This is a genomic window from Ollibium composti (genome assembly GCF_004801285.1).
Classification (GTDB): domain Bacteria; phylum Pseudomonadota; class Alphaproteobacteria; order Rhizobiales; family Rhizobiaceae; genus Mesorhizobium; species Mesorhizobium composti.
Genome location: NZ_SSNY01000002.1, coordinates 1 through 20,941, shown reverse-complemented (window position 1 = coordinate 20,941; position 20,941 = coordinate 1). Strand labels below are relative to the sequence as shown.

At 63.3% G+C, this 20,941-nt stretch carries 25 protein-coding genes and 1 tRNA gene; 20 read left to right on the top strand and 6 right to left on the bottom strand.

Annotation, left to right across the window (positions count from 1 at the left end):
* Positions 1-263: 263 nt before the first annotated feature.
* From dnaK to E6C48_RS03425, 8 genes are all read left to right on the top strand, one after another.
* Positions 264-2,177 carry a molecular chaperone DnaK gene (dnaK, locus tag E6C48_RS03460; RefSeq protein ID WP_136354073.1) on the top strand — a complete coding sequence of 638 codons (1,914 nt, stop codon included), beginning with the start codon at positions 264-266 and terminating at the stop codon, positions 2,175-2,177.
* Between the two features lie 238 nt (positions 2,178-2,415).
* A complete protein-coding gene (locus tag E6C48_RS03455) occupies positions 2,416-3,510 on the top strand; it encodes an acyltransferase family protein (protein ID WP_136354071.1) in 1,095 nt (364 codons plus the stop codon).
* A gap of 174 nt (positions 3,511-3,684) precedes the next feature.
* Positions 3,685-4,818, top strand: coding sequence for a molecular chaperone DnaJ (dnaJ, locus tag E6C48_RS03450; protein WP_136354069.1), 1,134 nt, complete (start codon positions 3,685-3,687; stop codon positions 4,816-4,818).
* Between the two features lie 167 nt (positions 4,819-4,985).
* Positions 4,986-5,594 carry a phospholipid N-methyltransferase PmtA gene (gene pmtA / locus E6C48_RS03445; RefSeq protein ID WP_136354066.1) on the top strand — a complete coding sequence of 203 codons (609 nt, stop codon included), beginning with the start codon at positions 4,986-4,988 and terminating at the stop codon, positions 5,592-5,594.
* Between the two features lie 67 nt (positions 5,595-5,661).
* Positions 5,662-6,258, top strand: coding sequence for an NADPH-dependent FMN reductase (locus tag E6C48_RS03440; protein WP_136354064.1), 597 nt, complete (start codon positions 5,662-5,664; stop codon positions 6,256-6,258).
* Entirely contained in the window at positions 6,255-6,956 is a 702-nt protein-coding gene (gene pyrF, locus E6C48_RS03435) for an orotidine-5'-phosphate decarboxylase (protein WP_136354062.1), read from the top strand. Before E6C48_RS03440 ends, pyrF begins: the two co-directional genes overlap by 4 nt.
* A gap of 32 nt (positions 6,957-6,988) precedes the next feature.
* A complete protein-coding gene (locus E6C48_RS03430) occupies positions 6,989-7,276 on the top strand; it encodes a DUF1330 domain-containing protein (protein WP_136354060.1) in 288 nt (95 codons plus the stop codon).
* 169 nt (positions 7,277-7,445) lie between these two features.
* Positions 7,446-8,522: an acyltransferase family protein gene (locus E6C48_RS03425; RefSeq protein WP_136354058.1), complete on the top strand. Its 1,077-nt coding sequence runs from the start codon at positions 7,446-7,448 to the stop codon at positions 8,520-8,522.
* 4 nt (positions 8,523-8,526) lie between these two features.
* Here the strand turns inward: E6C48_RS03425 and E6C48_RS03420 are convergent, their stop codons facing one another.
* Both E6C48_RS03420 and E6C48_RS03415 read right to left on the bottom strand, forming a co-directional pair.
* Positions 8,527-9,567, bottom strand: coding sequence for a polysaccharide deacetylase family protein (locus E6C48_RS03420; RefSeq protein WP_136354056.1), 1,041 nt, complete (start codon positions 9,565-9,567; stop codon positions 8,527-8,529).
* Between the two features lie 19 nt (positions 9,568-9,586).
* The gene (locus E6C48_RS03415; protein WP_168734438.1) at positions 9,587-10,813 is read right to left on the bottom strand and encodes a carboxylate--amine ligase; all 1,227 of its coding nucleotides are present in this window, start codon (positions 10,811-10,813) and stop codon (positions 9,587-9,589) included.
* A gap of 290 nt (positions 10,814-11,103) precedes the next feature.
* Between E6C48_RS03415 and E6C48_RS03410 the strand changes: the two genes are divergently transcribed.
* The 4 genes from E6C48_RS03410 (at position 11,104) to E6C48_RS03395 (ending at position 13,954) form a co-directional block, all read left to right on the top strand.
* Positions 11,104-11,180: transfer RNA gene (locus tag E6C48_RS03410), tRNA-Arg, on the top strand.
* A gap of 190 nt (positions 11,181-11,370) precedes the next feature.
* A complete protein-coding gene (locus E6C48_RS03405) occupies positions 11,371-12,063 on the top strand; it encodes a hypothetical protein (protein WP_136354054.1) in 693 nt (230 codons plus the stop codon).
* Positions 12,064-12,217: 154 nt separating this feature from the next.
* Positions 12,218-13,465: an XRE family transcriptional regulator gene (locus E6C48_RS03400; RefSeq protein ID WP_136354051.1), complete on the top strand. Its 1,248-nt coding sequence runs from the start codon at positions 12,218-12,220 to the stop codon at positions 13,463-13,465.
* A 9-nt stretch (positions 13,466-13,474) separates the two neighbouring features.
* The gene (locus E6C48_RS03395; RefSeq protein ID WP_168734437.1) at positions 13,475-13,954 is read left to right on the top strand and encodes a DUF4411 family protein; all 480 of its coding nucleotides are present in this window, start codon (positions 13,475-13,477) and stop codon (positions 13,952-13,954) included.
* Between the two features lie 29 nt (positions 13,955-13,983).
* On the opposite strand, the gene E6C48_RS03390 is transcribed toward E6C48_RS03395, so the two are convergent.
* On the bottom strand, positions 13,984-14,517 hold the full coding sequence (locus E6C48_RS03390) for a hypothetical protein (RefSeq protein WP_136354047.1): 534 nt from the start codon (positions 14,515-14,517) through the stop codon (positions 13,984-13,986).
* Between the two features lie 338 nt (positions 14,518-14,855).
* On the opposite strand from E6C48_RS03390, the gene E6C48_RS03385 reads away from it, so the two are divergent.
* The 5 genes from E6C48_RS03385 (at position 14,856) to E6C48_RS03365 (ending at position 18,150) form a co-directional block, all read left to right on the top strand.
* Positions 14,856-16,121, top strand: coding sequence for a Y-family DNA polymerase (locus E6C48_RS03385; protein ID WP_136354045.1), 1,266 nt, complete (start codon positions 14,856-14,858; stop codon positions 16,119-16,121).
* Complete coding sequence (locus E6C48_RS03380; protein ID WP_230978657.1) at positions 16,118-16,372, top strand: hypothetical protein; 255 nt, start codon at positions 16,118-16,120, stop codon at positions 16,370-16,372. Before E6C48_RS03385 ends, E6C48_RS03380 begins: the two co-directional genes overlap by 4 nt.
* A gap of 12 nt (positions 16,373-16,384) precedes the next feature.
* Positions 16,385-17,005 carry a hypothetical protein gene (locus tag E6C48_RS03375; protein WP_136354043.1) on the top strand — a complete coding sequence of 207 codons (621 nt, stop codon included), beginning with the start codon at positions 16,385-16,387 and terminating at the stop codon, positions 17,003-17,005.
* Between the two features lie 9 nt (positions 17,006-17,014).
* Positions 17,015-17,719: an SOS response-associated peptidase gene (locus tag E6C48_RS03370; RefSeq protein ID WP_136354041.1), complete on the top strand. Its 705-nt coding sequence runs from the start codon at positions 17,015-17,017 to the stop codon at positions 17,717-17,719.
* A 215-nt stretch (positions 17,720-17,934) separates the two neighbouring features.
* Positions 17,935-18,150, top strand: a complete 216-nt coding sequence (locus E6C48_RS03365) for a hypothetical protein (RefSeq protein ID WP_136354039.1) — start codon at positions 17,935-17,937, stop codon at positions 18,148-18,150.
* A gap of 5 nt (positions 18,151-18,155) precedes the next feature.
* Here E6C48_RS03365 and E6C48_RS03360 read toward each other — a convergent pair whose 3' ends face one another.
* The 3 genes from E6C48_RS03360 to E6C48_RS03350 all read right to left on the bottom strand — a co-directional run bounded on the left by E6C48_RS03360 (position 18,156) and on the right by E6C48_RS03350 (position 19,368).
* Positions 18,156-18,404 (bottom strand): DUF982 domain-containing protein, encoded by a 249-nt coding sequence (locus E6C48_RS03360; RefSeq protein ID WP_136354037.1) that lies wholly within the window; start codon positions 18,402-18,404, stop codon positions 18,156-18,158.
* A 174-nt stretch (positions 18,405-18,578) separates the two neighbouring features.
* Positions 18,579-18,782 (bottom strand): CsbD family protein, encoded by a 204-nt coding sequence (locus E6C48_RS03355; protein ID WP_136354035.1) that lies wholly within the window; start codon positions 18,780-18,782, stop codon positions 18,579-18,581.
* A 286-nt stretch (positions 18,783-19,068) separates the two neighbouring features.
* A complete protein-coding gene (locus E6C48_RS03350) occupies positions 19,069-19,368 on the bottom strand; it encodes a hypothetical protein (RefSeq protein WP_136354032.1) in 300 nt (99 codons plus the stop codon).
* 243 nt (positions 19,369-19,611) lie between these two features.
* Here E6C48_RS03350 and E6C48_RS03345 point away from each other — a divergent pair, with 243 nt between their 5' ends.
* The 3 genes from E6C48_RS03345 to E6C48_RS03335 all read left to right on the top strand — a co-directional run bounded on the left by E6C48_RS03345 (position 19,612) and on the right by E6C48_RS03335 (position 20,837).
* Positions 19,612-19,941: a hypothetical protein gene (locus E6C48_RS03345; RefSeq protein ID WP_136354030.1), complete on the top strand. Its 330-nt coding sequence runs from the start codon at positions 19,612-19,614 to the stop codon at positions 19,939-19,941.
* A 205-nt stretch (positions 19,942-20,146) separates the two neighbouring features.
* Complete coding sequence (locus E6C48_RS03340) at positions 20,147-20,482, top strand: hypothetical protein (RefSeq protein WP_168734436.1); 336 nt, start codon at positions 20,147-20,149, stop codon at positions 20,480-20,482.
* Positions 20,483-20,498: 16 nt separating this feature from the next.
* A complete protein-coding gene (locus E6C48_RS03335) occupies positions 20,499-20,837 on the top strand; it encodes a DUF3800 domain-containing protein (protein ID WP_168734435.1) in 339 nt (112 codons plus the stop codon).
* Positions 20,838-20,941 lie beyond the last annotated feature (104 nt).

Below are 20,941 nucleotides of genomic sequence, written 5' to 3'. Positions count from 1 at the left end.
CTGGAAAGGGGCTTCTCGGCTCCAGCCTAGGGGGAAAACGCACCGCTGTTGAAGCGACCAACCGGGCGGATCGGGTAATGCCAGCGCAGCCCTGCAAATGCCTCCACATATGCTTGCGCAGCAAGGGGCCTGTTCTTATATACGCCGCACAACCGTCCAAGCTGCGCGGACCGCGGCTTGCGGCGGAATTCTTGTGAACAGGGGCTTTCCCGGGAACGCCTGACAGGGTCCACGAAAGCCTGCTTGAAGGAGAGAACGACAAAATGGCAAAAGTAATCGGCATCGATCTGGGAACGACCAATTCCTGCGTCGCCGTCATGGACGGCAAGGACGCCAAGGTCATCGAGAATGCGGAAGGCGCGCGCACCACGCCTTCGATCGTCGCCTTCACCGCTGACGGTGAGCGACTCGTCGGCCAGCCGGCCAAGCGCCAGGCGGTCACCAACCCCGAAAACACCGTCTTCGCGGTCAAGCGCCTGATCGGTCGCCGCTTCGACGATCCGGTCACCGACAAGGACAAGGGTCTCGTCCCCTACCACATCGTCAAGGGCGACAACGGCGATGCCTGGGTGGAAGCCGGCGGCAAGAAGCAGTCGCCCTCCCAGATCTCGGCGATGATCCTGCAGAAGATGAAGGAGACGGCTGAGGCCTATCTCGGCGAGAAGGTCGAGAAGGCCGTCATCACCGTCCCGGCCTATTTCAACGACGCCCAGCGCCAGGCCACCAAGGATGCCGGCAAAATCGCCGGCCTGGAAGTGCTGCGCATCATCAACGAGCCGACCGCTGCCGCGCTGGCCTACGGCCTCGACAAGAAGGACGGCAAGACCATCGCCGTCTACGACCTCGGCGGCGGCACCTTCGATATTTCCGTGCTGGAGATCGGCGACGGCGTGTTCGAGGTGAAGTCGACCAACGGCGACACCTTCCTCGGCGGCGAGGACTTCGACATGCGGCTGGTCGAGTATCTGGCGGCCGAGTTCAAGAAGGAACAGGGCATCGACCTGAAGAACGACAAGCTGGCCCTGCAGCGCCTCAAGGAGGCCGCCGAAAAGGCCAAGATCGAGCTGTCGTCCTCGGCGCAGACCGAAATCAACCTGCCCTTCATCACCGCTGACGCTTCCGGGCCGAAGCACCTGACGATGAAGCTCACCCGCGCCAAGTTCGAGAGCCTGGTGGACGACCTCGTCCAGCGCACCATCGCGCCCTGCAAGGCGGCGCTCAAGGATGCCGGCCTGCAGGCGGGCCAGATCGACGAAGTGGTGCTGGTCGGCGGCATGACCCGCATGCCGAAGGTCCAGGAAGTCGTCAAGCAGTTCTTCGGCAAGGAGCCGCACAAGGGCGTCAACCCCGACGAGGTGGTGGCGCTGGGCGCGGCCATCCAGGCCGGCGTGCTGCAGGGCGACGTCAAGGACGTGCTCCTGCTCGACGTCACTCCGCTGTCGCTCGGCATCGAGACGCTGGGTGGCGTGTTCACGCGCCTCATCGAGCGCAACACGACGATCCCGACCAAGAAGAGCCAGGTGTTCTCGACGGCCGAGGATTCGCAGAGCGCGGTGACTATCCGCGTCTTCCAGGGCGAGCGCGAGATGGCGGCCGACAACAAGATGCTCGGCCAGTTCGATCTCGTCGGCCTGCCGCCGGCGCCGCGCGGCGTACCGCAGATCGAAGTCACCTTCGACATCGACGCCAACGGCATCGTCAACGTCTCGGCCAAGGACAAGGGCACCGGCAAGGAGCAGCAGATCCGCATCCAGGCCTCCGGCGGCCTCTCCGACGCCGACATCGAGAAGATGGTCAAGGACGCCGAGGCCAATGCCGAGGCCGACAAGCAGCGCAAGGCGCTGGTCGAGGCTCGCAACCAGGCCGAGGCTCTCGTCCATTCGGCCGAGAAGTCGCTGAAGGACTATGGCGACAAGGTCTCCGAGGCCGAGCGCACGGCGATCTCCGATGCCATCGCAGCCCTGAAGACGGCCGCCGAGGGCGACGATGCGGCCGAAATCGAGGCCAAGAGCCAGGCGCTGGCGGAAGCCTCGATGAAGCTTGGCCAGGCGATGTACGAGGCCTCGCAGAAGGAAGCTGCCGAGAGCGACGCGGCAGCGGACGCCGCCAAGGATCCGGACGTCGTCGACGCCGACTTCGAGGAACTCGACGACGACGACAAGAAGAAGTCTGCCTGATCCCATCGGTACCAGCTGAAATCGGAAAAGCCCGGCCCTGTGCCGGGCTTTTTCATGCCGTTGAGCCGATGAAGGAAACGTTCTTCGATGCAATATCGACCGTTTTGGCCGAGGTCCGACCGACCGCGATGGACTGCCGGCCTCTCTCCCCCGGCGTTAAGCCTAACGATTGGTTTCTGGCACAACCCGGCTCCCCCGATGCTAGGCTTGGGTCTCAGCTAAGGGAGGAGCGGGGCGCGTGTATTTTCGCATTCTGGGGTTCTGGCGGCTCTTGGCGGCGCTGCTGGTTATGATTTTTCATTATCTGGTCTATGGCCCGGCGAGCGGGCTGGACGCCGCGCACCGCATGCGGGCGCTGATGCCGCTGCTCGACATGTTCATGATGATCTCGGGCTTCCTCATCATGCTACGTTACGCCGACAGGCTGCTGGCCGAGCGCGGCGCCTACGCCCGCTTCATCGTGCGCCGCCTCGCCCGCTTCTATCCGCTCTATTTCGCCACGCTCGCCTATTTCGTCATCGTCGGCATCGCCGTGCATCTCGGCTGGATCGGCTCGAGCGCGGCGGGCCGCTACGACTGGTCGGCGCTGCCGGCCAACATCCTGCTCGTGCAGGGCTGGGGCTTCACCGACGCATTGACCTTCAACTATGTCGGCTGGACGCTGTCGGCCGAGTGGTTCTGCTATCTCACTCTACCAGCGGCGGTGCTGATCCATCGCCGTTTCGGCACCGCCGGGTTGGCTGGTCTTGTCCTCGTCTCCTGCGCGGCGCTGGAGACGGCAACCGTCGCCGGCGTCATGCCGTTCGACAATTGGATGGTCGCCGACACCTGGGGCGCCTACCGGGCTTTCGCCGACTTCGCTATCGGCGCATTGGTGGCGATGCTGGTGCGGGACAGCCGCTGGCGGCTGGCCAGCACATGTCCCGGCTGGCTGCTCTTCGCAATGACTCTGCTTTTGATGTGGAACGGGCTTGGCGGCTATCCGGCCTTCGCCCTGCTCGCCGCCTCGATCTTCCTGGCGGCCCTCGCCGAACGCAACAATCCCGATGCGACCCGGCTTTTGAAGCCTTTCGATCAGCTCGCCAATGCCTCCTTCAGCATCTATCTCATCCATCCGGTTGTCGCTTCGCTGCTGTTGGGCATCGTCTGGCGCCGGCTGGTCGAGCCGACCGGGTTCATCAGCTTCTATGCCTTCTGGTTGGCTCCGCTGTCCGTCACGCTCGTTCTGGCTGTGCTGTCTGCACGTTTCTTCGAGACGCCAGTAGCGAAGCGGCTGAACGACCTGTTCATGGCCCTCGCCGCGCCCGTCCGCAAGTTTTCGCGCGTCACCTGAGCCCTAGCGACCGCGGTACGATTGCCACCCGACCGAAAAAATCGCTGCACTGCCCGGCAAACTATGGCATTGCGGCTTCCGGCTTACTAAATCGAGGCCACGTCGGACCGCCATTGCGGCCCGACCCGACAAGCTCGACAACGGGGCCGTGAACAGACAGAGCGACGGGAAATCATGAAGGCTGACTTCTACGAAACGCTCGGCGTCCAGAAAGGCGCCGACGAAAAGGAACTCAAGGCAGCGTTCCGAAAGCTCGCCATGCAGTTCCATCCCGATCGCAATCCCGGCGACCATGCCTGCGAGCACAAGTTCAAGGAAATCAACGAGGCCTACGAAACCCTGAAGGACCCGCAGAAGCGTGCCGCTTACGACCGCTTCGGCCACGCCGCCTTCGAGAACGGCGGCATGAACGGCGCCGCGCACGGTTTCGCGGCCGGCGGCTTCGCCGACATCTTTGAGGACATTTTCGGCGAGATGATGGGCGGCGGCGGTCGTCGCCGCACCTCGGGCGGGCGCGAACGCGGCGCCGACCTGCGCTACAACATGGAAATCTCGCTGGAGGAAGCCTTCGCCGGTAAGACCGCACAGATCCGCGTCCCGGCCTCCGTCTCCTGCACCGAATGTTCCGGTTCCGGCGCCAAGCCCGGCACCCAGCCCGTCACCTGCACCATGTGCGGCGGCCACGGCAAGGTGCGCGCCGCGCAAGGCTTCTTCTCCATCGAGCGCACCTGCCCGCAATGCCAGGGGCGCGGCACCACCATCAAGGACCCCTGCCCGAAATGCGCCGGCCAGGGCCGCGTCACCGAAGAGCGTTCGCTTTCCGTCAACATCCCGGCCGGCATCGAGGACGGCACCCGCATCCGCCTGACCGGCGAAGGCGAAGCGGGCCTGCGCGGCGGGCCTGCGGGCGACCTCTACATCTTCCTCGCCGTCAAACCGCACGAATTCTTCCAGCGCGACGGAGCCGACCTTTACTGCAAGGTGCCGATCTCGATGACGACGGCCGCGCTCGGCGGCTCCTTCGAAGTGGCGACGCTGGACGGCACGCAGACGCGCGTGAAGGTGCCGGAAGGCACCCAGAACGGCCGCCAGTTCCGGCTCAAGGGCAAGGGCATGCCGGTGTTGCGCCAGCCGCAGATGGGCGACCTCTATATCCAGACCGCGGTCGAGACACCCCAGAACCTGACGCGGCGCCAGCGCGAGTTGCTGGAGGAATTCGAACAGCTCTCCTCGAAGGAAAATTCACCGCAATCGAGTGGATTCTTCAGCCGCATGAAGGATTTCTTCGAGTCATTCGGCGAGCACTGACGCCCGCCCGCCTTCCGAACATGGCCGCTGCTTCATGGCTAAGACATGTGCCATCCAAATATCGAAACGACAAAAACTATCTTGTCCACGACCTTTTTTAGCTTCGCTCCTTGCTGACGCTGGGTTAGCTGTTAAGTAGCGCGAGGGGCGCATCAGGAGAGGCATTGATGGCACGCAGCCACAGTTTGAAGCGAACCCTGGCCGAGAAGTTCGACGACGAATTGCAGTTCTTCAAAGGTTGGATCGACAGGCCGAAGACCGTCGGCTCGATCGTGCCGACAAGCTCCATAACCGCGCGCAAGATGGCATCGATCGTCGATCCCGGCTCAGGCCTGCCGGTGCTGGAGGTCGGACCGGGCACCGGCGTCATCACCCGCGCCATCCTGGCGCGCGGCGTGAAACCGGAAAACCTCTACGCGCTGGAATATTCGCCCGAGTTCGTACGCCATCTCCGCCGACTCTATCCCGGCGTCAACGTCATCGAGGGCGATGCCTTCAATCTTTCGGCGGCGCTCGGAGACCATCGCGACCAGACCTTCGATTCGGTCGTGTCCGGCGTGCCGCTGCTCAATTTTCCGGTGGCGCAACGCGTTGCCTATGTCGAAAGCCTGCTCGACCGCATTCCGGCCGGCCGGCCGATCGTCCAGCTCACCTATGGCCCGCTGTCGCCGATCCCGCCCGGCCGCGGCGACTACACGGTCGAGCATTTCCACTTCGTCGTCCGCAACATCCCGCCGACGCAGCTGTGGATCTACCGGCGGCGCAAGCATGGTTGAGACGGCCTCCGCACCGGCTTGATTTGACGGCGGCTTGGCCTATAGAGGCTGCAACCGAGGAGCCGCCGTGCCCGTCATCCCCAAAATCCTCGTCTTCGCCGGCTCGATCCGCACCGGCGCGTTCAGCGGCAGGACCGCCGACGTGGCGCAGAAGGCGCTGGCATTGGAAGGCGCGGAAGTCACCCGTCTGTCGCTGGCCGACTACCCGCTGCCGATCATGGACGAGGACCTGGAGAAAGAGAACGGCATTCCCGACAACGCCATGAAGCTCGCCCGCCAGATCGCCGCCCATGACGCCGTGCTGATCGCCTCGCCCGAATACAACGGCTCCATTCCGCCGCTGCTGAAAAACACGATCGACTGGGTGAGCCGGGCGCGCCACGACAACGGCAGGGTGCTGCGGCCGCTGGCAGGCAAACCGGCGGGCCTGTGCTCATCCTCCGCCGGCCATTTCGCCGGCATCCGCGCCGCGAACCACCTGCGCGCGGTGCTGGTACGCTGCCAGATGGAGGTGGTGTCGCCGGAATGCTCGGTGCCGGAAGGCGCGTCGGCCTTCGACGAGGCCGGCAATTTCCGCGACGGACGACTGCAGAAATCGATGGAGGTCCTATGCCACACGCTGACGCAAGCCGCGCGCCAAGCCTCGATGAGGATCGGGGCATGAATACGGACACCATGCGCGAGCGCCTGATCGTCGGGCTCGACGTGCCCTCGGTCAAGGAGGCCGAGACAGTGGTGCGCGACCTCGGCGACGCCGTCTCCTTCTACAAGATCGGCTATCAGCTCGCCTTTGCCGGCGGGCTCGATTTCGCCCGCGAACTGGCGAGCGACGACGACAAGAAGGTCTTCCTCGACATGAAGCTGCTCGACATCGACAACACGGTGGCGAAAGGCGTCGAGAACATCGTCAGGATGGGCATGACGATGCTGACCATCCATGCCTATCCCAAGGCGATGAAGGCGGCGGTCGAGGCGGCCAAGGGCAGCGGGCTGACGCTGCTTGCCGTCACCGTGCTCACCTCCATGGACGAGCGCGACGTCATCGACGCAGGCTACGAATACGATCCGCACACGCTGGTGCTGCGCCGCGCCGAACAGGCGCTGGCGGCCGGCATGGGCGGCATCGTCTGCTCGGCCGAGGAGGCGGCGGCGGTGCGCCGCATCGTCGGACCCGACATGGCCGTGGTGACGCCCGGCATCCGCCCGGCCGGTGCCGCGCACGGCGACCAGCGGCGCGTGGTGACCCCCGCACAGGCGATCCGCAACGGCTCCAGCCACCTCGTCGTCGGACGGCCGATCGTCGGCGCGGTTGACAGGCGGGCGGCGGCGCACGCTATTCTCACCGAGATGCGTTCGGCCTGAACGGGTGGGCGCCGACCAGCAGGAGAAAGAGAATGCCGAAGGGATACTGGATCGCCCGCGTCGATGTGCGCGACGCGGAGCGCTACAAGGACTATGTCGCCGCCTCCAAGATCGCCTTCGACAAATACGGTGCCAAATTCCTCGCGCGCGGCGGTGAGCACGAGAAGGCGGAAGGTCCCGGCCGCGGCCGCAACGTCATCATCGAGTTCGAATCGCTGAAGGTGGCGCACGACTGCTACCATTCGCCGGAGTACCAGCGCGCCGCCGCCATCCGCCAGCAAGTTGCCGACGGCGAGATCGTGCTGGTCGAAGGCGCCTAGGGCAATTTCGGCAAAAGCGGGCCCCGGTTTTCCATCCGGGCTTGCGGGAAGAAGCACCATAGTGCCGACAAGTTTCGCGCCGCCGCTCAAGGAATCTTAAGCGGATCGGTGTTTGCTCAAGCGAGCCTGCCGGCCTCGCCGGCATGTGCAGCCCGAGCGAGCGCCGTCCATGCAACGCACCACCGCACCGCGCCTTTACAACCTCGACCTCCTGCGGCTCGTCTCGGCGCTCACCGTGCTTGCCTTCCACTACGGTTTCCGCATGGCGATTTCCGGCGAGGGCGGCGGCGTCGGCTTTCCGGAACTCGCGCCGGTGGCGATATGGTTCGACACCGGCCTGATGGTCTTCTTCGTCATCTCCGGCTACGTCATCGCACTGTCGGCGCAGGACCGTTCGGCCTTCGATTTCGCCGTCGGGCGTTTCGCGCGGCTGTGGCCGACCTTCGTCGTCTCAGCCACCGTGACGGCGCTGGTGCTGCTTGCATGGCCGGTGCCCGGCATCCCGGACCCGACGCTGCCACAATGGCTGGCGCAGTTCATCATGATCTCGCGGCTGGCTGGCCAACCCTTCATGGACGGTGCCTACTGGACCATCGCCTACGAGATCATCTTCTACGGCTGGGTGTTCCTGCTGCTCGCCGCCGGCTGGTTCCGCAACGGCTGGCGCATCGCCGTGCTCGTCTGGCTGGCGATTTCGGCCGGCAACGAATTCTTTCTCCATTCCGGCGCGGTGACGAAACTGTTCATCACCGAATATTCCGGCTTCTTCGCCTTCGGCCTCATCCTCTTCCATGCCCGCCAGCGTTTCGACGGGAAGGCGGCGGGCCTTCTGGCGCTGGCGCTCCTGTGGGCGATGGCCTCGACCTATGTGGTCGAGCCGCGCATGGTCGAGCAATACGGCGTTCATCGCGCTTTCTGGGGCGTCGGCCTTACCGGCATCGTGGCGACAGGCGCCGTCACGCTCGCGGCGCTTTTGCCGGCGCTGCCGATCCGCCCTGCGCTGGCCTACGGCCTTGGCGCGCTGACCTATCCGCTCTACCTGCTGCACCAGCACATCGGCTATGCCGTGTTCACCCGCTTCGCCACGCCGGGCAACCGCTGGCTGGTCGTCGGCCTGCTGATCGCGGCCCTTTTGTTCGCCGCCTGGCTGATCGCCACGCTGGTCGAGCCGCCGGCGCGCCGTGCCATCGTCGCCATGTCGCGTCGGCTGAAGCTGCCGGTGGCGGCGCGCCGGCGGCCGGCCTGAGGTCCTACATGAACCGAAAGGGAATACCCGAGAGAAGCGCCTTCACATAGCGCTTTTCCTGATAAAGACCGTTGAGCGAGACGCGCCCCACCGCCGTAGCCTGCTGCACGCTCCATGAGCCGAGCACGCCGGGCTGCGTCGTCACGGCGATGGCAAGGCCGGCATTCGCAGCCGCGCGGAATTCGCGCGCGCCGACCGCCGCCGGGAAACCATAGGGATAGGCGAAGGCCGTTGGCCGGCGCCCGACATAGGCCGCGACGGCATCGACCGAACTTTCGATCTCGGCCCGCAGCCGCATCTCGTCGACGCGGCGCAGCGCGACATGGGTGAGCGTATGCGCGCCGAAACGGGCAAGCGGATCCGCAGCGGCCAAAGCCGCCAGTTCGGCGTCATCCATCAGCAACCGGTCCGTGATGCCGAGCGGGTCGATGCCATGCGCCCTTGCCGCCTCGTCGAGCCGGGCGACGGCGATATCTTCGTCGCCACTCTGGATGAAATCGCCGACACGATCGAAAGCGACCTGCTTCTCAGCCGGCGTCGCCATCGGCAACGTCTCGACACCGCCGCCGAAATCGAACTCCAGCCGGTCGGCGGCTTCGGTCAATGCCTCCGCCGTCTCCCACCACAGCGAGCGGGTGCGCTCGACGAAGCCCTTGGTGATGAAGATCGTGTAGGGCACGCCATGGCGGCGGAACACCGGTGCGGCATGGTCGGCATTGTCGCGATAGCCGTCGTCGAGTGTGAAGCAGACGAAGCGGCGCCGGTCCGCCGGATCGGCGAGCAAGACCGGCAGGTCTTCCAGCGCCACCGGCGTCAGGCCGCATTCCAGTGCGGCGCGGATAGCAAGGTCGAGGAACTCCGGCGTCACCGAAAGCAGGGCGTTGGGATCGTGCGCCTTGGGCGCGGTCGGCCGCACATGGTGCAAGGTGAAGACGACGCCACGCCCGCCGGCCGCCGGCCACAAACGCCAGCCGCGGCTCAGCGCGACGACCTCCAGCCCCCACCGGATGGCGGCGCGCTTGAGGAGGCGTTTCGCGGCGCTCATGCGGCAAGCCTTTCGCCGGTCAGCGCAGGATGCGGCGCGTCAGCACGCGCCAGCCGGTGAGCGGCAGGTCGATCAGCCCGGGCATGGGGTCGCTTGCGGCAAATGTCGCCCAGGCGCGCACGGCGCCGAAGGAGCGCAGATAGTCCATCGGCTTCAGCGTGCCGCGGCCGACCAGCGTGGCAGCCGACACCATATCGCGCGCCAGATACATCCAGGCAGTGCCGGTACGCACCCGCGCTTGCTCCACCGGCAGGCCGTTGGCGCTCTGCCACAGCATGGCGCCGAGATCGATGCCGGCGGCGGCGGCCAGGCCGAACCAGGACCATGGCCGCGGGTTGACGTCGAGAAGCTTGAACGTGCCGTCGCGGCCGTCGCGCTTGAACTCGATCTCGACCAGGCCGTGATAGCCGATCGAGGTGAGCAGCCGCCGGGCAACTGCCTCCACCTCGGGCGCCTCGGCCACCTGGACGAAGGTGGAGGTGTAGCCGAAGTCGACCGGATATTGCCGGGCGCGGCGCGCCGTGAACTCGGCCAGCGGCCGCCCCTGCCACCACAGCGCGGCGTAGGAGAACTGGCTTTCGCCGCCGCCGGGAATGAGCTGCTGGACGACGACGTTGTCGAGGCCGACCTGGCCGACGGCGTCCCTGTATGCCGAGACGAAGGCGTCGTGATCGTCGGCGCGTACCACCTTGGCGCGCGCGAAGCGGTTGTCGCCGCCGCCCATGTTGGGCTTCAGCACCACCGGAAAGTGGATGTCGGCACCGGCGGCCTCGTCGAGCGAGGTGAAGCGGTAGGTTTTCGGGACGTCGAGGCCGAGTTCCTCCGCACGGCGATAGAGCAAAGGTTTCTCGCATGCCCATTTGAGCCGCTCCCACGGCGGCAGCACGACCTGGAAGGCGCCGGACAGCGCGGCGATCGATTGCGAGACGAAGCGCACTTCGGCATCGCCGCCGGGTACCAGCAGCGCGCCGCGCAAATTTTGCGTGGCGGCGAGGTCGAGCAGGAAATCCGCGGCGCCGCCGGAATCCGGTCCGCCCCACTCGCTGCTGCCGTCGACACGGCGCGACCAGCCTGGCAACGGCGTGTCGTTGGAAACGAGATGTATCCTTATGCCCCTGCCGCCGAGGCTGCGCGCCAGCGCCAGCGTGCCGTGCGCGCCGCCGAGCACGACGACGCCCGGCGCGTTGGAGCCGGGTGCCTTGCCGGCACCGCAGTCGTCCAATCCGGGATGGGAGGTGTCGGACATTGTCGGCTCCGGCAACCGGCACTCATCGTCGAGAGCAAAGTGCGCCATTGGCAGGCCGATTGAAGTGTTGCGGCATAGCTTAGACGCGGCCGGTTAACAAACTGCTCCGGCGGCGGCCGCGGCAGGCTTGTCAAAGCCGTCAAATCGTCGCCCGGACGGCCGATCTCCAGATCACGACCGGCGCCGGCGATGGCATTCCATTTCCGCATTGAAGCGCGGCCTGCCTTCCGCTAAGAAGCCGGAGCCGACCGGTTCGCCGGCCGTGCCGGGACTGGGTTGCAGTTTCCGGAGCACCCGTAGCTCAGCTGGATAGAGCGCTGCCCTCCGAAGGCAGAGGTCACAGGTTCGAATCCTGTCGGGTGCGCCACAATAATCAAGAAAATACAGATAGTTACGAAGGGGTAGCCTTTCCTTCGGCGAATATCCCACAGTTTAATCCCACACAGCGCTATTTTTGAGGCGGTCAACAGGCCTCTTCGCGCGGGCGGTCGAACGCCGGCAAATCAGCTTGCCCGGTTGGCTGACTTCCGCCAATCTACAGACCGGGGGAGCTTTTGATGCACAGAGAGCGTTTTGCGGCTGTCGGCCTTCTATGCGCGACAATCACAGTAGCGGCGTGCGCCACCCCTGCAACAGAACAACAGGTAACCAAAACTACCGCTGCGTTCAATGACCTCGCGTCTGCGCGACTTGGAACCTTCTTTGAACTCAAAGACGCGCGGGGTCTTAGCGGCAAGGCGTTAGAGCGTGAGGAGCAGCAAGCTTACGCCGCCTTCGCCCCGGTATGCGATAAGGGGTACGCAAACGGGCTTACCCGCGGGATCAGCCTGGCAACCGCAGAATATCGCGCTACGGGGTCACGTCGGCGAGCTTACGAATTGCCGGCTTTCGCGCGCAACTTGGGCGCCCAATTTTCCGACTGCCTGAATTCTTTTGGGGCGAAGGGCAAACCGTTAATGACGCTACGCGACGGCACGCACCTAGAGGTTCCCGAGTACATGGAAAGGCTTCTTGCTGCGGCTGCGGCCAAGGGTGCAGCGGAAGGTCAAGCGCAAATCGAGCGGAAACAATCCGCGGCGATCGTCGCTGTTCTCGCGCTCGGCGTCGGGGCGGCAGCAGCGGCTGGCGGCGGCGTAAATCCTGAACAGACATCCGTCGGCAGCTACGTGCGATCCGACGGGACGCTTGTTAGAGGTCATTGGCGGACGATGCCGAATTCAAGCTGTTGGGACAATCTTTCCGGTTGCTAGGATTTACCCCGCCTGCGCTACCGCGCCGCATTGGCGATGTTCCGCGTGACGAACTGGCGATCCTGTTGACAATGGGTTCACCCTTCTGCTCGAAAGTGTGACTATCGTGGCCCATATGCGTTCTGACCGACGCGGGTTCGGCAAGTAGGTTAATATGCTGGTCAGTGACATCAATCCGGCCGTCCTCGAATGGGCGCGCACCACAGCGGGGCTGTCTTACGAAGACGCCGCGCAGAGGATAGGTCTGTCCGATACCCAGAAAGCCACGGCGGCCGAGAAGTTGGAAGCGATCGAACGTGGCGAACGCGCGCCCACGCCGGCGCAGCTCAATAAAATGGCAGCCGCTTACTACCGCCCCCTCCTTTCCCTTTATATGAGCGAGCCGCCGCGGCGCGCCGATCGGGGAGAGGATTTCCGGACGACTGCCGAACTGGTTGCGCCCGACGAGGCGGCGCGCCTGGACGCGCTGGTTCGCGATGTGCGGGCGCGCCATGCGATCTTGCAAGACATGATGGCGGACGACGAGGACGCCGAAGCCCGCATCTTCGTCGGTTCTCTTGAAATCACCGTGCCCATCCCGGCTGCTGCGAACCGCATCCGGAACGCCCTCGGCCTGGTCGACGATAACGGGATCAGGAAGCGCGCTTCCAAGCCCGGAGATCTATTTGCTGACTTACGGCGCCGCGTCGAAGCACTCGGGGTTTTCGTGATTCTGTTGGGCGACCTGGGCAACTACCGTACAGCCATCCCGCCTTCCGTTTTCCGTGGCTTCGCGGTGGCGGATCGACTTGCACCCCTGATCGTGATCAATGATCAGGACGCAAAAGCTGCCTGGTCCTTCACCCTGATCCACGAACTAGTGCATGTGTTCGTCGGAAGCACGGGTGTCAGCGGTGCGCCGACAACCGTTCCGCCGAATACGCCCACCGCCCGCGTTGAGCGCTTCTGCAACGACGTGGCCGGCGAAGTTCTGCTGCCGACGGACGCCCTCACGCACATCCAGCCGGTGCACACCGCAAACGAAGTGCTCACGCTCGCCGGCGCGCTGGCAGAGGTTTGGAAGGTCAGCACGACGATGGCCGCTTACCGGCTATGGCGGACGGGCAAAGCGGATACGAATGCCTACCGTGAAGCACACCACATCCTCACGGAACAATGGCGTTTGAATCGCCAGCGCGACAAGGAAAAGGCAAAGGACCAGGACACTGGCCCAAACTTCTATGTTGTCCGCCGGCATCGGCTGGGCGACGCGCTGATCAATTTTGTCGGCCGGAACCTGCGCGCGGATGCCGTCACTCATACCACGGCCGCCAAAGTCTTCGGCGTTCGTCCCGGCTCCGTAGAGGGACTGCTGGCTGGCGTTCCGGGGCTCGGCGGCGCACGCCCGGCCAGGGGGCGGTGATCTGTCCTGATGTACTTGCTTGACGCCAACACCTTGATCCGAGCCAACGCCGACTACTATCCTATCAAACGCATACCCCAGTTCTGGAACTGGTTGGTCGACAAGGGTAATGCCGGGATCGTGAAAATCCCCAATGAGATCGCCGACGAGATCACGGCCGGACGGGACGCCGTATCGGAATGGCTGAAAGACAAAGACGTAAAGAGCGCGCTCCGCCTTGAAGAAGCCGCCGACGTCGCGTTGGTCCGGAAAGTGGTCGAGAACGGCTACGCACCCGATCTGACCGACACAGAACTGGCGAAGATCGGGCGCGATCCGTTCCTTGTTGCTTATGGCCTCGCGGCACCCGGCCGGACGATCGTGACAAAGGAAATCTCGGCCCCGGCCAAGCAGCGTCAGAACCGAAAAGTGCCTAATGTCTGCGACACTATGGGCGTGCGCTGGCTCACGGCGTTTGGCTTTTACGAGGAAGCCGATTTCCGCATTTAGCCGCTGCCTCCCGAACTACGTTTCGCGAGCTAACTCCCGTTCGCACCCAGAACAAAGTCCGTGGTGTTCGTAGCAGAGGGCGCCTTTATCGCTTTAAAATCCACGCCCGCATTCTTCAACGCGCCTGCAACTGCCGATGCCGACGTTTCATCTTTGGTGCGAAGAGTGAGATTGTGCAGGTCGCCCTCCGTCGGGGAGCCCGTATCTACCTGCCATCCACTATCTGAAAATATGTCTTTAAGCTGCTTCGCCTTTGGAGCGTCCGGCCCTTTTTGTCCGCCTATAATATCAACTGACGACGGTGGCGCTTGTTTGAGGCGCTCCTTAATGTCCTGCAATTGCCGATCCGAATAGTGGAGCTCGGCTTCCACAGCGCTTGCCTTGCTTTCGGCGTTTGCCACCTCTTGTCCGCGCCACATCATACCGCCTGTGAAGCCGAGACAGACGGCAAAGACCAACACAATGATGAAGGCCATCGGCGCGCCTTTTAAGACGGACCATTCCGATTTGATGTGATCGATTAACGCCCCCATGCCGAATGGATACTCCAAACCAGCGAGCATTCCAACGGGATAGCATTCCGAGGTATGTCAACAAATGCTCGATAAGCTCGTCTTTCTGCTCGTCTTCGCGGTCTGCTTCGGCATTGGCGGTGCGCTCGTGCTGGCGATGCTTTGATGCGCCCCTCAATGATCCTGCTCGCCGCCGTAGTCGCTTTCATGGTGTTCTACGCCGTCACCGGCGGGTTTCGCTTCTTTCTCGGCTAGGAACACATTCCTTTCCGCTTGACAGACTGTCAGGATGAGAACATTCTGAGAACACGCCAGCCGGTCGGTGGCGTGCGAAATCCAGCATTAATAACCGTTGGCGCGGCTTTGCCGGGCGACGGCGGAGCTTTGCCTTGCGGAAGCCTGACACGATCGAACGGCTCTACCTCGATTTCGACGGCTTCTTCGCGAGCGTCGAACAGCAGGCCGATCGGCGCCTTCGGGGCCGGCCGGTCGGTGTCGTTCCCTTCGAAGGCACCGACCGAACCTGCGTCATCGCCTGCTCGCGGGAGGCGAAGCTGTTCGGCGTCAAGAACGTCATGAACGTGTCCGAGGCGCGCGAACGGTGCCCCGACATCGTCCTGGTCCCGCAGAAGCCGGACCTCTACCGCCGCGCCCACAACACGCTGCTGGCCGAGATCGAGAGCGTCATCCCGATCGACGCCGTGAAGAGCATCGACGAACTGACCTGCTGGCTCGACGAAAGCGGCCGAGAGGATCCTGTCGGGCTCGGCGTGCGGTTGAAGTCGACCATCGCGCGCAATGTCGGCCCATACGTCACCTGCTCCATCGGCTTCGCCGCCAACCGGCAGCTCGCCAAGATGGCCTGCAAGGCGGGGAAGCGCACCGAGGAACGATACGGCGACGGACTGATGATCTGGCGCCCGGAAGACCTGCCGGCGCCGCTGATCGTGCTGCCGTTGTCGGACGTGCCCGGTGTCGGCGGCAGGATGGAACAGCGCCTGGCGCGCGCCGGCGTCTACAGCATGGCCGATCTCTACGCCCTGCAGCCGAAGCACATGCGCAAGCTGTGGGGCAACGTCAACGGCGAGCGGCTCTGGTACGCCCTGCACGGCTACGACATCCAGGCACAGCCGTCGGAACGCGGCATGTTCGGTCATGGCCGCGTGCTGCCGCCAGAGAGTCGCACACTGCCTGCCGCCTATGAGATATGCCGCCTTCTTCTGATCAAGGCGGCGCGGCGGCTGCGGCGGGCCGGATACTACTGCAACGGGCTGATGCTGTGGCTGGCGCTGCGCGGCGGCGAATGGAGCGACCAACTGAAGCTGCCGATCGTCAACGACGACCAGGCCGTGCTCGCCGGCCTCGCCCGGCTGTGGGAACGGGTCCGCCGCAAGCATTCGAACGGCACGCAGGTCTTCCGCGTCGGCGTGACGCTGTGCGAACTCAGCCTCGCCGACCAGCGTCAGCTCGACATGCTGATCAACGACGATCGCACCCGGCAGAAATGGGAGAGCGTGTCGACGGCGATCGACGGCCTGAACGCCCGCTATGGCCGCACCGTGATGAGCCTTGGCCCATGGAAGCCACCCGCCGGTGGCCATGTGGGCGGCAAGATCAGCTACACGCGCATCCCGACGGCGGAGGACTTCTGGTGAGCACCTGGAAAGAGAACGTGCAGGTGCGCGACCTGGACGCCCGCGACAAGCTGGAGATGACTTGCAAGAGCTGCGGTCATGTCCACTATCTGACGCGCGCGGCGATCTGCTCGTCGCCGGAACGCGAGTTCCTATATCTCGATGAGGTAGAGAAGGAGGCGGCCTGCCGGGCGCGCGGTTGCCGCGGCGCCGTCAGGCTCGCGATGGCACCGAGAGGCGATACCAGTGCATTCGTGGGCGGGCTGGCCTGAAAGGAGACGACGATGACAACAAGGACGCATCGCGGCGCCAACGACGACGACAATACAGAATTTGACTACGAAAAAGACTACGACGAGCTTGAAGACGCCTACGCCCCGGTCGTCGGCATGGCGGTCGAACTGATCGAAGCTGGGCGGATGATCGAAGATCGGCCCGAGGATCGTATCGCGTTGAAATTGAGCAGGAGCGGCGCCGCAAGCCTTACGGCTGACGAGATGGACGTCGTGCATGAGCGGCTTAATCCACTCGTCGAGCTGTATTGGAAGAAGGATCGAACGGCCTTCGAAGCGGAGTTTTCCCGACGTCGGGTGCCCGGTTTCTACGACGAGAGCGAAGCCAGCCATCTCGCGCGGGAACGTTTCCGCAAGGAAAACCCGCCCGAGGTTGAGTTCCGTTCAGCCGCGGCGCCTGGGTTGCCTTTTACCGCTCCGCAGGACGGATCATGGTTTGTAGGCAAGGATCGAGCCGGTCATTTCGCGCATGTGCGCTGGCGGAGCGCCGAAGAACTGGAAAGCGGTGAAAATCCCGATTGGGTGCGATGGGACACCGACGAGCATTTCGACCTGATTGCCTGGGTGCCGTCGTGTTGGACCGGTGATGACATGGCCGAGGCGTATGTCTAGGCTAGGGCCATGTGCGGCCGCTACACCCGATACCTGTCCTGGTCCGAAATCCACCGGCTCTATCGGCTGACGGCTCCCGCGGAAGGCTCCGGGCGCAATACCGAGGCCCGCTATAACATCGCGCCGACGCAGACGGTGGACTTCATCACCTGGAACGACGACGGCAACCACAAGCTTCGCGAGGGTCGCTGGTGGCTGGTGCCGTGGTGGGCCAAGGAAATGCCGAAGGCGGCGATGTTCAACGCCCGGATCGAGACTGTGGCGACGTCGGGCGCGTTCAAGGACGCATTCAAGTCGAAGCGCTGCCTGATCCCGGCCGACGGCTTCTACGAATGGACGATCAGCCCCGCGGACAAGGGCCGCGATCCCTGGCACATCTTCCAGCCCGGCCACCTGCCGTTTTCGTTCGCCGGTCTGTGGGCGCACAACGACAAGCTCGACGTGACGAGCTGCACGATCATCACGGAACCGGCCGGTGCGGTCATGAAGGAGTTACACGACCGGCAACCGGTCATCCTCGCTCCGGCCTACTACGATGCTTGGCTTAACCCCGAGACGCCGACCAGCGACCTGCCGGAAGTGCTGTCGCACGATATCGATGACCAGTTGCAGTTCCACCGCGTGTGCCGCGACGTGAACGCCTCCGTTAAGGACAAGCAGCGCAATGACGCGCCGCACTTCATCGAGCCGATCGAATTCGAGAACCCACTGTGAGCGACGAACCAATCAAGCTCCCTGAGGCGTCGCCCTATCAACGGCGCCGAGCGGGATTTACGAACATCGCTGCGATCATGATGGCTGCACGAAATGGGCAGGATGGGACTTCGAACGCCGGAAGGATGAGATAGTTCATTGGTTCTGCGGCGAGCATCGTGGCGACGGCGAGCGCTATCTGCAGCAACCAAAGGTCCCGCCGCGCATTGAGGCGGATGGACAAGATTCCGCGCCCCCGCCACGAAGGCCGCTACCCAGACCGTAACATCGACTGCCAGGAAGCCTTGGACCTCGCTGTCCGAGACCTGGTCGATCGCGCTGAAAATGCAGGATGGACAGCAAGTGAAGCTTATCGCGCCATAGACGTGATCATAGTGGCGCAGCGCCTTGCCTATGATCTTGATCCCGATCCGGCGGAAGACCCGGCCTGATCCATCTATTCCAGCACGAAAACGTCGGCGTCTTCCGCCGCGGCTATGAGCGCGGCGCGGGCGATCGACGCATCCCTTCCCTGCTCGAGCACGTCCAGCACCGCCCGAAGGGCCTTACGGTGCTTTGAGCCCTCCTTGCCGGGCCACTGATTCATCAGGAAGTCTGCGGCCTGGCCCACGCGAGTGATGGTGAGGTAGCGGCCGACGCGGGCCGTCTCTATGGTCAGAGGCTTCTCGAAAGGAACGTCACGCATGGCACCTACTCACACAGAACGAGCCCGCCCGGTCTCTCGCGGAACCGGACGGGCCTGCCCAGGACTGCCAGCTGAGGCTGACTAGGAAAAAGAAACTAACGATTCGGCGGTTGGTTCCAGAAAAGAAAAGCCCGCTCTGGTTCGCCGGCCCGGGCGTATATGTGTGGCAGAACGCTACCAGCTTTGGCGGCCATACCAGTCGTCAACATCGGACCGCACCCGGTCCTTCTCGATGCCATACCGCTCCTGAATCTTGCCCTCCAACTGGTCGCGCTTGCCGGCGATCTGGTCAAGATCGTCATCGGTAAGTTTGCCCCACTGCTCTTTTACTTTGCCCTTGATCTGCTTCCAGTTTCCTTCGACGCGGTTCCAGTCCATGGTTTTTCTCCATAAGGCGGGGATCGCCTGCTGAGACAACGTTGGACGGCGGTTTTGGTTCTCCAAAACAAAAGGCTCGCCCAAGGTGTCCGGAGGGCGAGCCTTGCTCCAATGCTGCGAAGGGGAGGCTGGCACGGGAGCAAGCCAACAACCATCAGATCGAAGATTTGTTCCCAAAGAGAAAAAGCCCGCCCGGGGCAGTGATTTCCGGACGGGCTTTGCTCCGAGGCTGCCAATGGGAGATGCTTAGGAGCGAGGCAAAACTACAGGCGCGGGGATTCGTTCCCTACTGAGCAAGATCGCCTGTGATCGCGAAGGCGACCACAGCGAGAAGAACGGCGCCGAGAGCTGCAGGTATAGCCCACAGGAACAGCATGCCTGCGTCCTTCGTCTTGCCGCTGGTGATCTTGCCCCCCATGTCGAGCCCGATGACGCCTCGGTCCCGGTTCGTGTCAATGGGCCACACTTCGACCTGGGCAGGTTGGGCGCCGGACGCTATGGCTGCCCGCTTCAATCGCGCTTCTTCATCGAACTGATAACGACGCGCGCCCCGCCAATTCGACGTGTATTTGTCGTTCGTCGCCATGTCCTTGAATAGCAGGGCCGCGTTTCAGCCTCGTTTCCAGAACCAATAAATTGCTACCAGTGTTACGGCGAAGGCCGGCGGGTCATCGAATAATATGATGCCCCAGCGGCTCCGGCAGCGGCTGCCAACAGCGTCTTGCGGCCGGCGTTCTCGTTTTCGACGATCGCTATAATTTTACGGGCCGACTTTACCGGACGCTGACCCGGTGCCGCTATCTTTCGTAACCAGGCGGGGAGATCGATCATGCGCATCCTGGTAATAATCGCGACGGCTATTTTCACGCTTTCCGGGCCTGCCCTGGCCGACGGTACAACGAAAGAAAAATGGCCGTCGATCATCTATTACGGTGATGGCGTCAACAACCGGATCGATGGCGGCCTGTTTTGGGAAGGGCAGGCGGGCCGCCTCGCCGAAGAAGCCAAACGTCAAGAGAAGTCCGACGGATATCGCGGCTCCGCGATTGGTTATGGGGCGATCAGCACGATCACCAATCTGCCCCGCACCCACTACGTCAGCGGGTACACGCGAAGCGACGGTGTGAACGTTCGGCCCTACTATCGCAGCAAACGCTGAATTCTGCGGCTGTCGCTGCCGGATCGTTACTGCGCAATCTCGCGCTCGAAGAATTCCTGCCTCGATCCCGAACCCTGCGGCGGCCGCGTGATCCGCAAACCGCCTTCAGGTGTGATTACCAAGTTTGGCATCGGTACTCGGCGGAACGATATTGACGCGCCAGCTAGGCCGGCGCCAAGGTGCAGTGCTTTGGGGAGGGTTTCGCGTGAGGGATGAGGGGCCGGGCATTGGCCTGATAATTCTGGTTGCCGCTGGCGCATGGGCCATTTTCGGGCACCCGATGCGGGACGTCCGGTCTTGGACAGGCAACGCCACCTATCAAGACCAGCTTGATACGCTTACCGATCTGGTGAAAAAGAAGAAGCTCGGCGAGACGCCCGACTATTGGCTGACGAAGACCAATTTCTTTGGCGCGGCCGATCGAGTGGCGCTTGTGTTCGGCCTCATGGGGGATCTTGAATTCTGCCAAGACCTTGCCGACCTTTATGAGCGGAAATACCCTCAATCGAATTACTATTGCCTGCCGGCCAACAACGAATGAGAAAGGCGGGCGAAGGGTGAGTGAGATAGCGGGTAGCGAAGTGCAGGGTGTTGAGTACGGCGACTACATCGTTTTCGTGGACGAAAGCGGGGACCACAACCTCGAAGTTGTCAATCCAGAATACCCCGTATTTGTACTGGCATTCTGCGTTTTTCGGAAAGCCGATTATGTGAACATCATCTGCCCGCGGGTGCAAGAGTTCAAGCTTGGCTGGTTCGGACACGACACTTGCGTGTTGCATGAAAGAGAAATCAGGAAGGATTTGCCGCCGTTCGGCTTCCTGAAAAGCAAGGCCCTTAAAGGCGATTTTCTCAACCAGCTTACGGCGATCATGTTGATTTCCGCTGAGAGCTGACCCGGGATTTTCGCCGAGAAGTGACCCGCCTTCATGTATGGTTTGGGTCTTAGGTTTTGGTCAAGGGGCGGCTTTCTCCTTCTTGCTCGTTGCGGCCTGTGCTG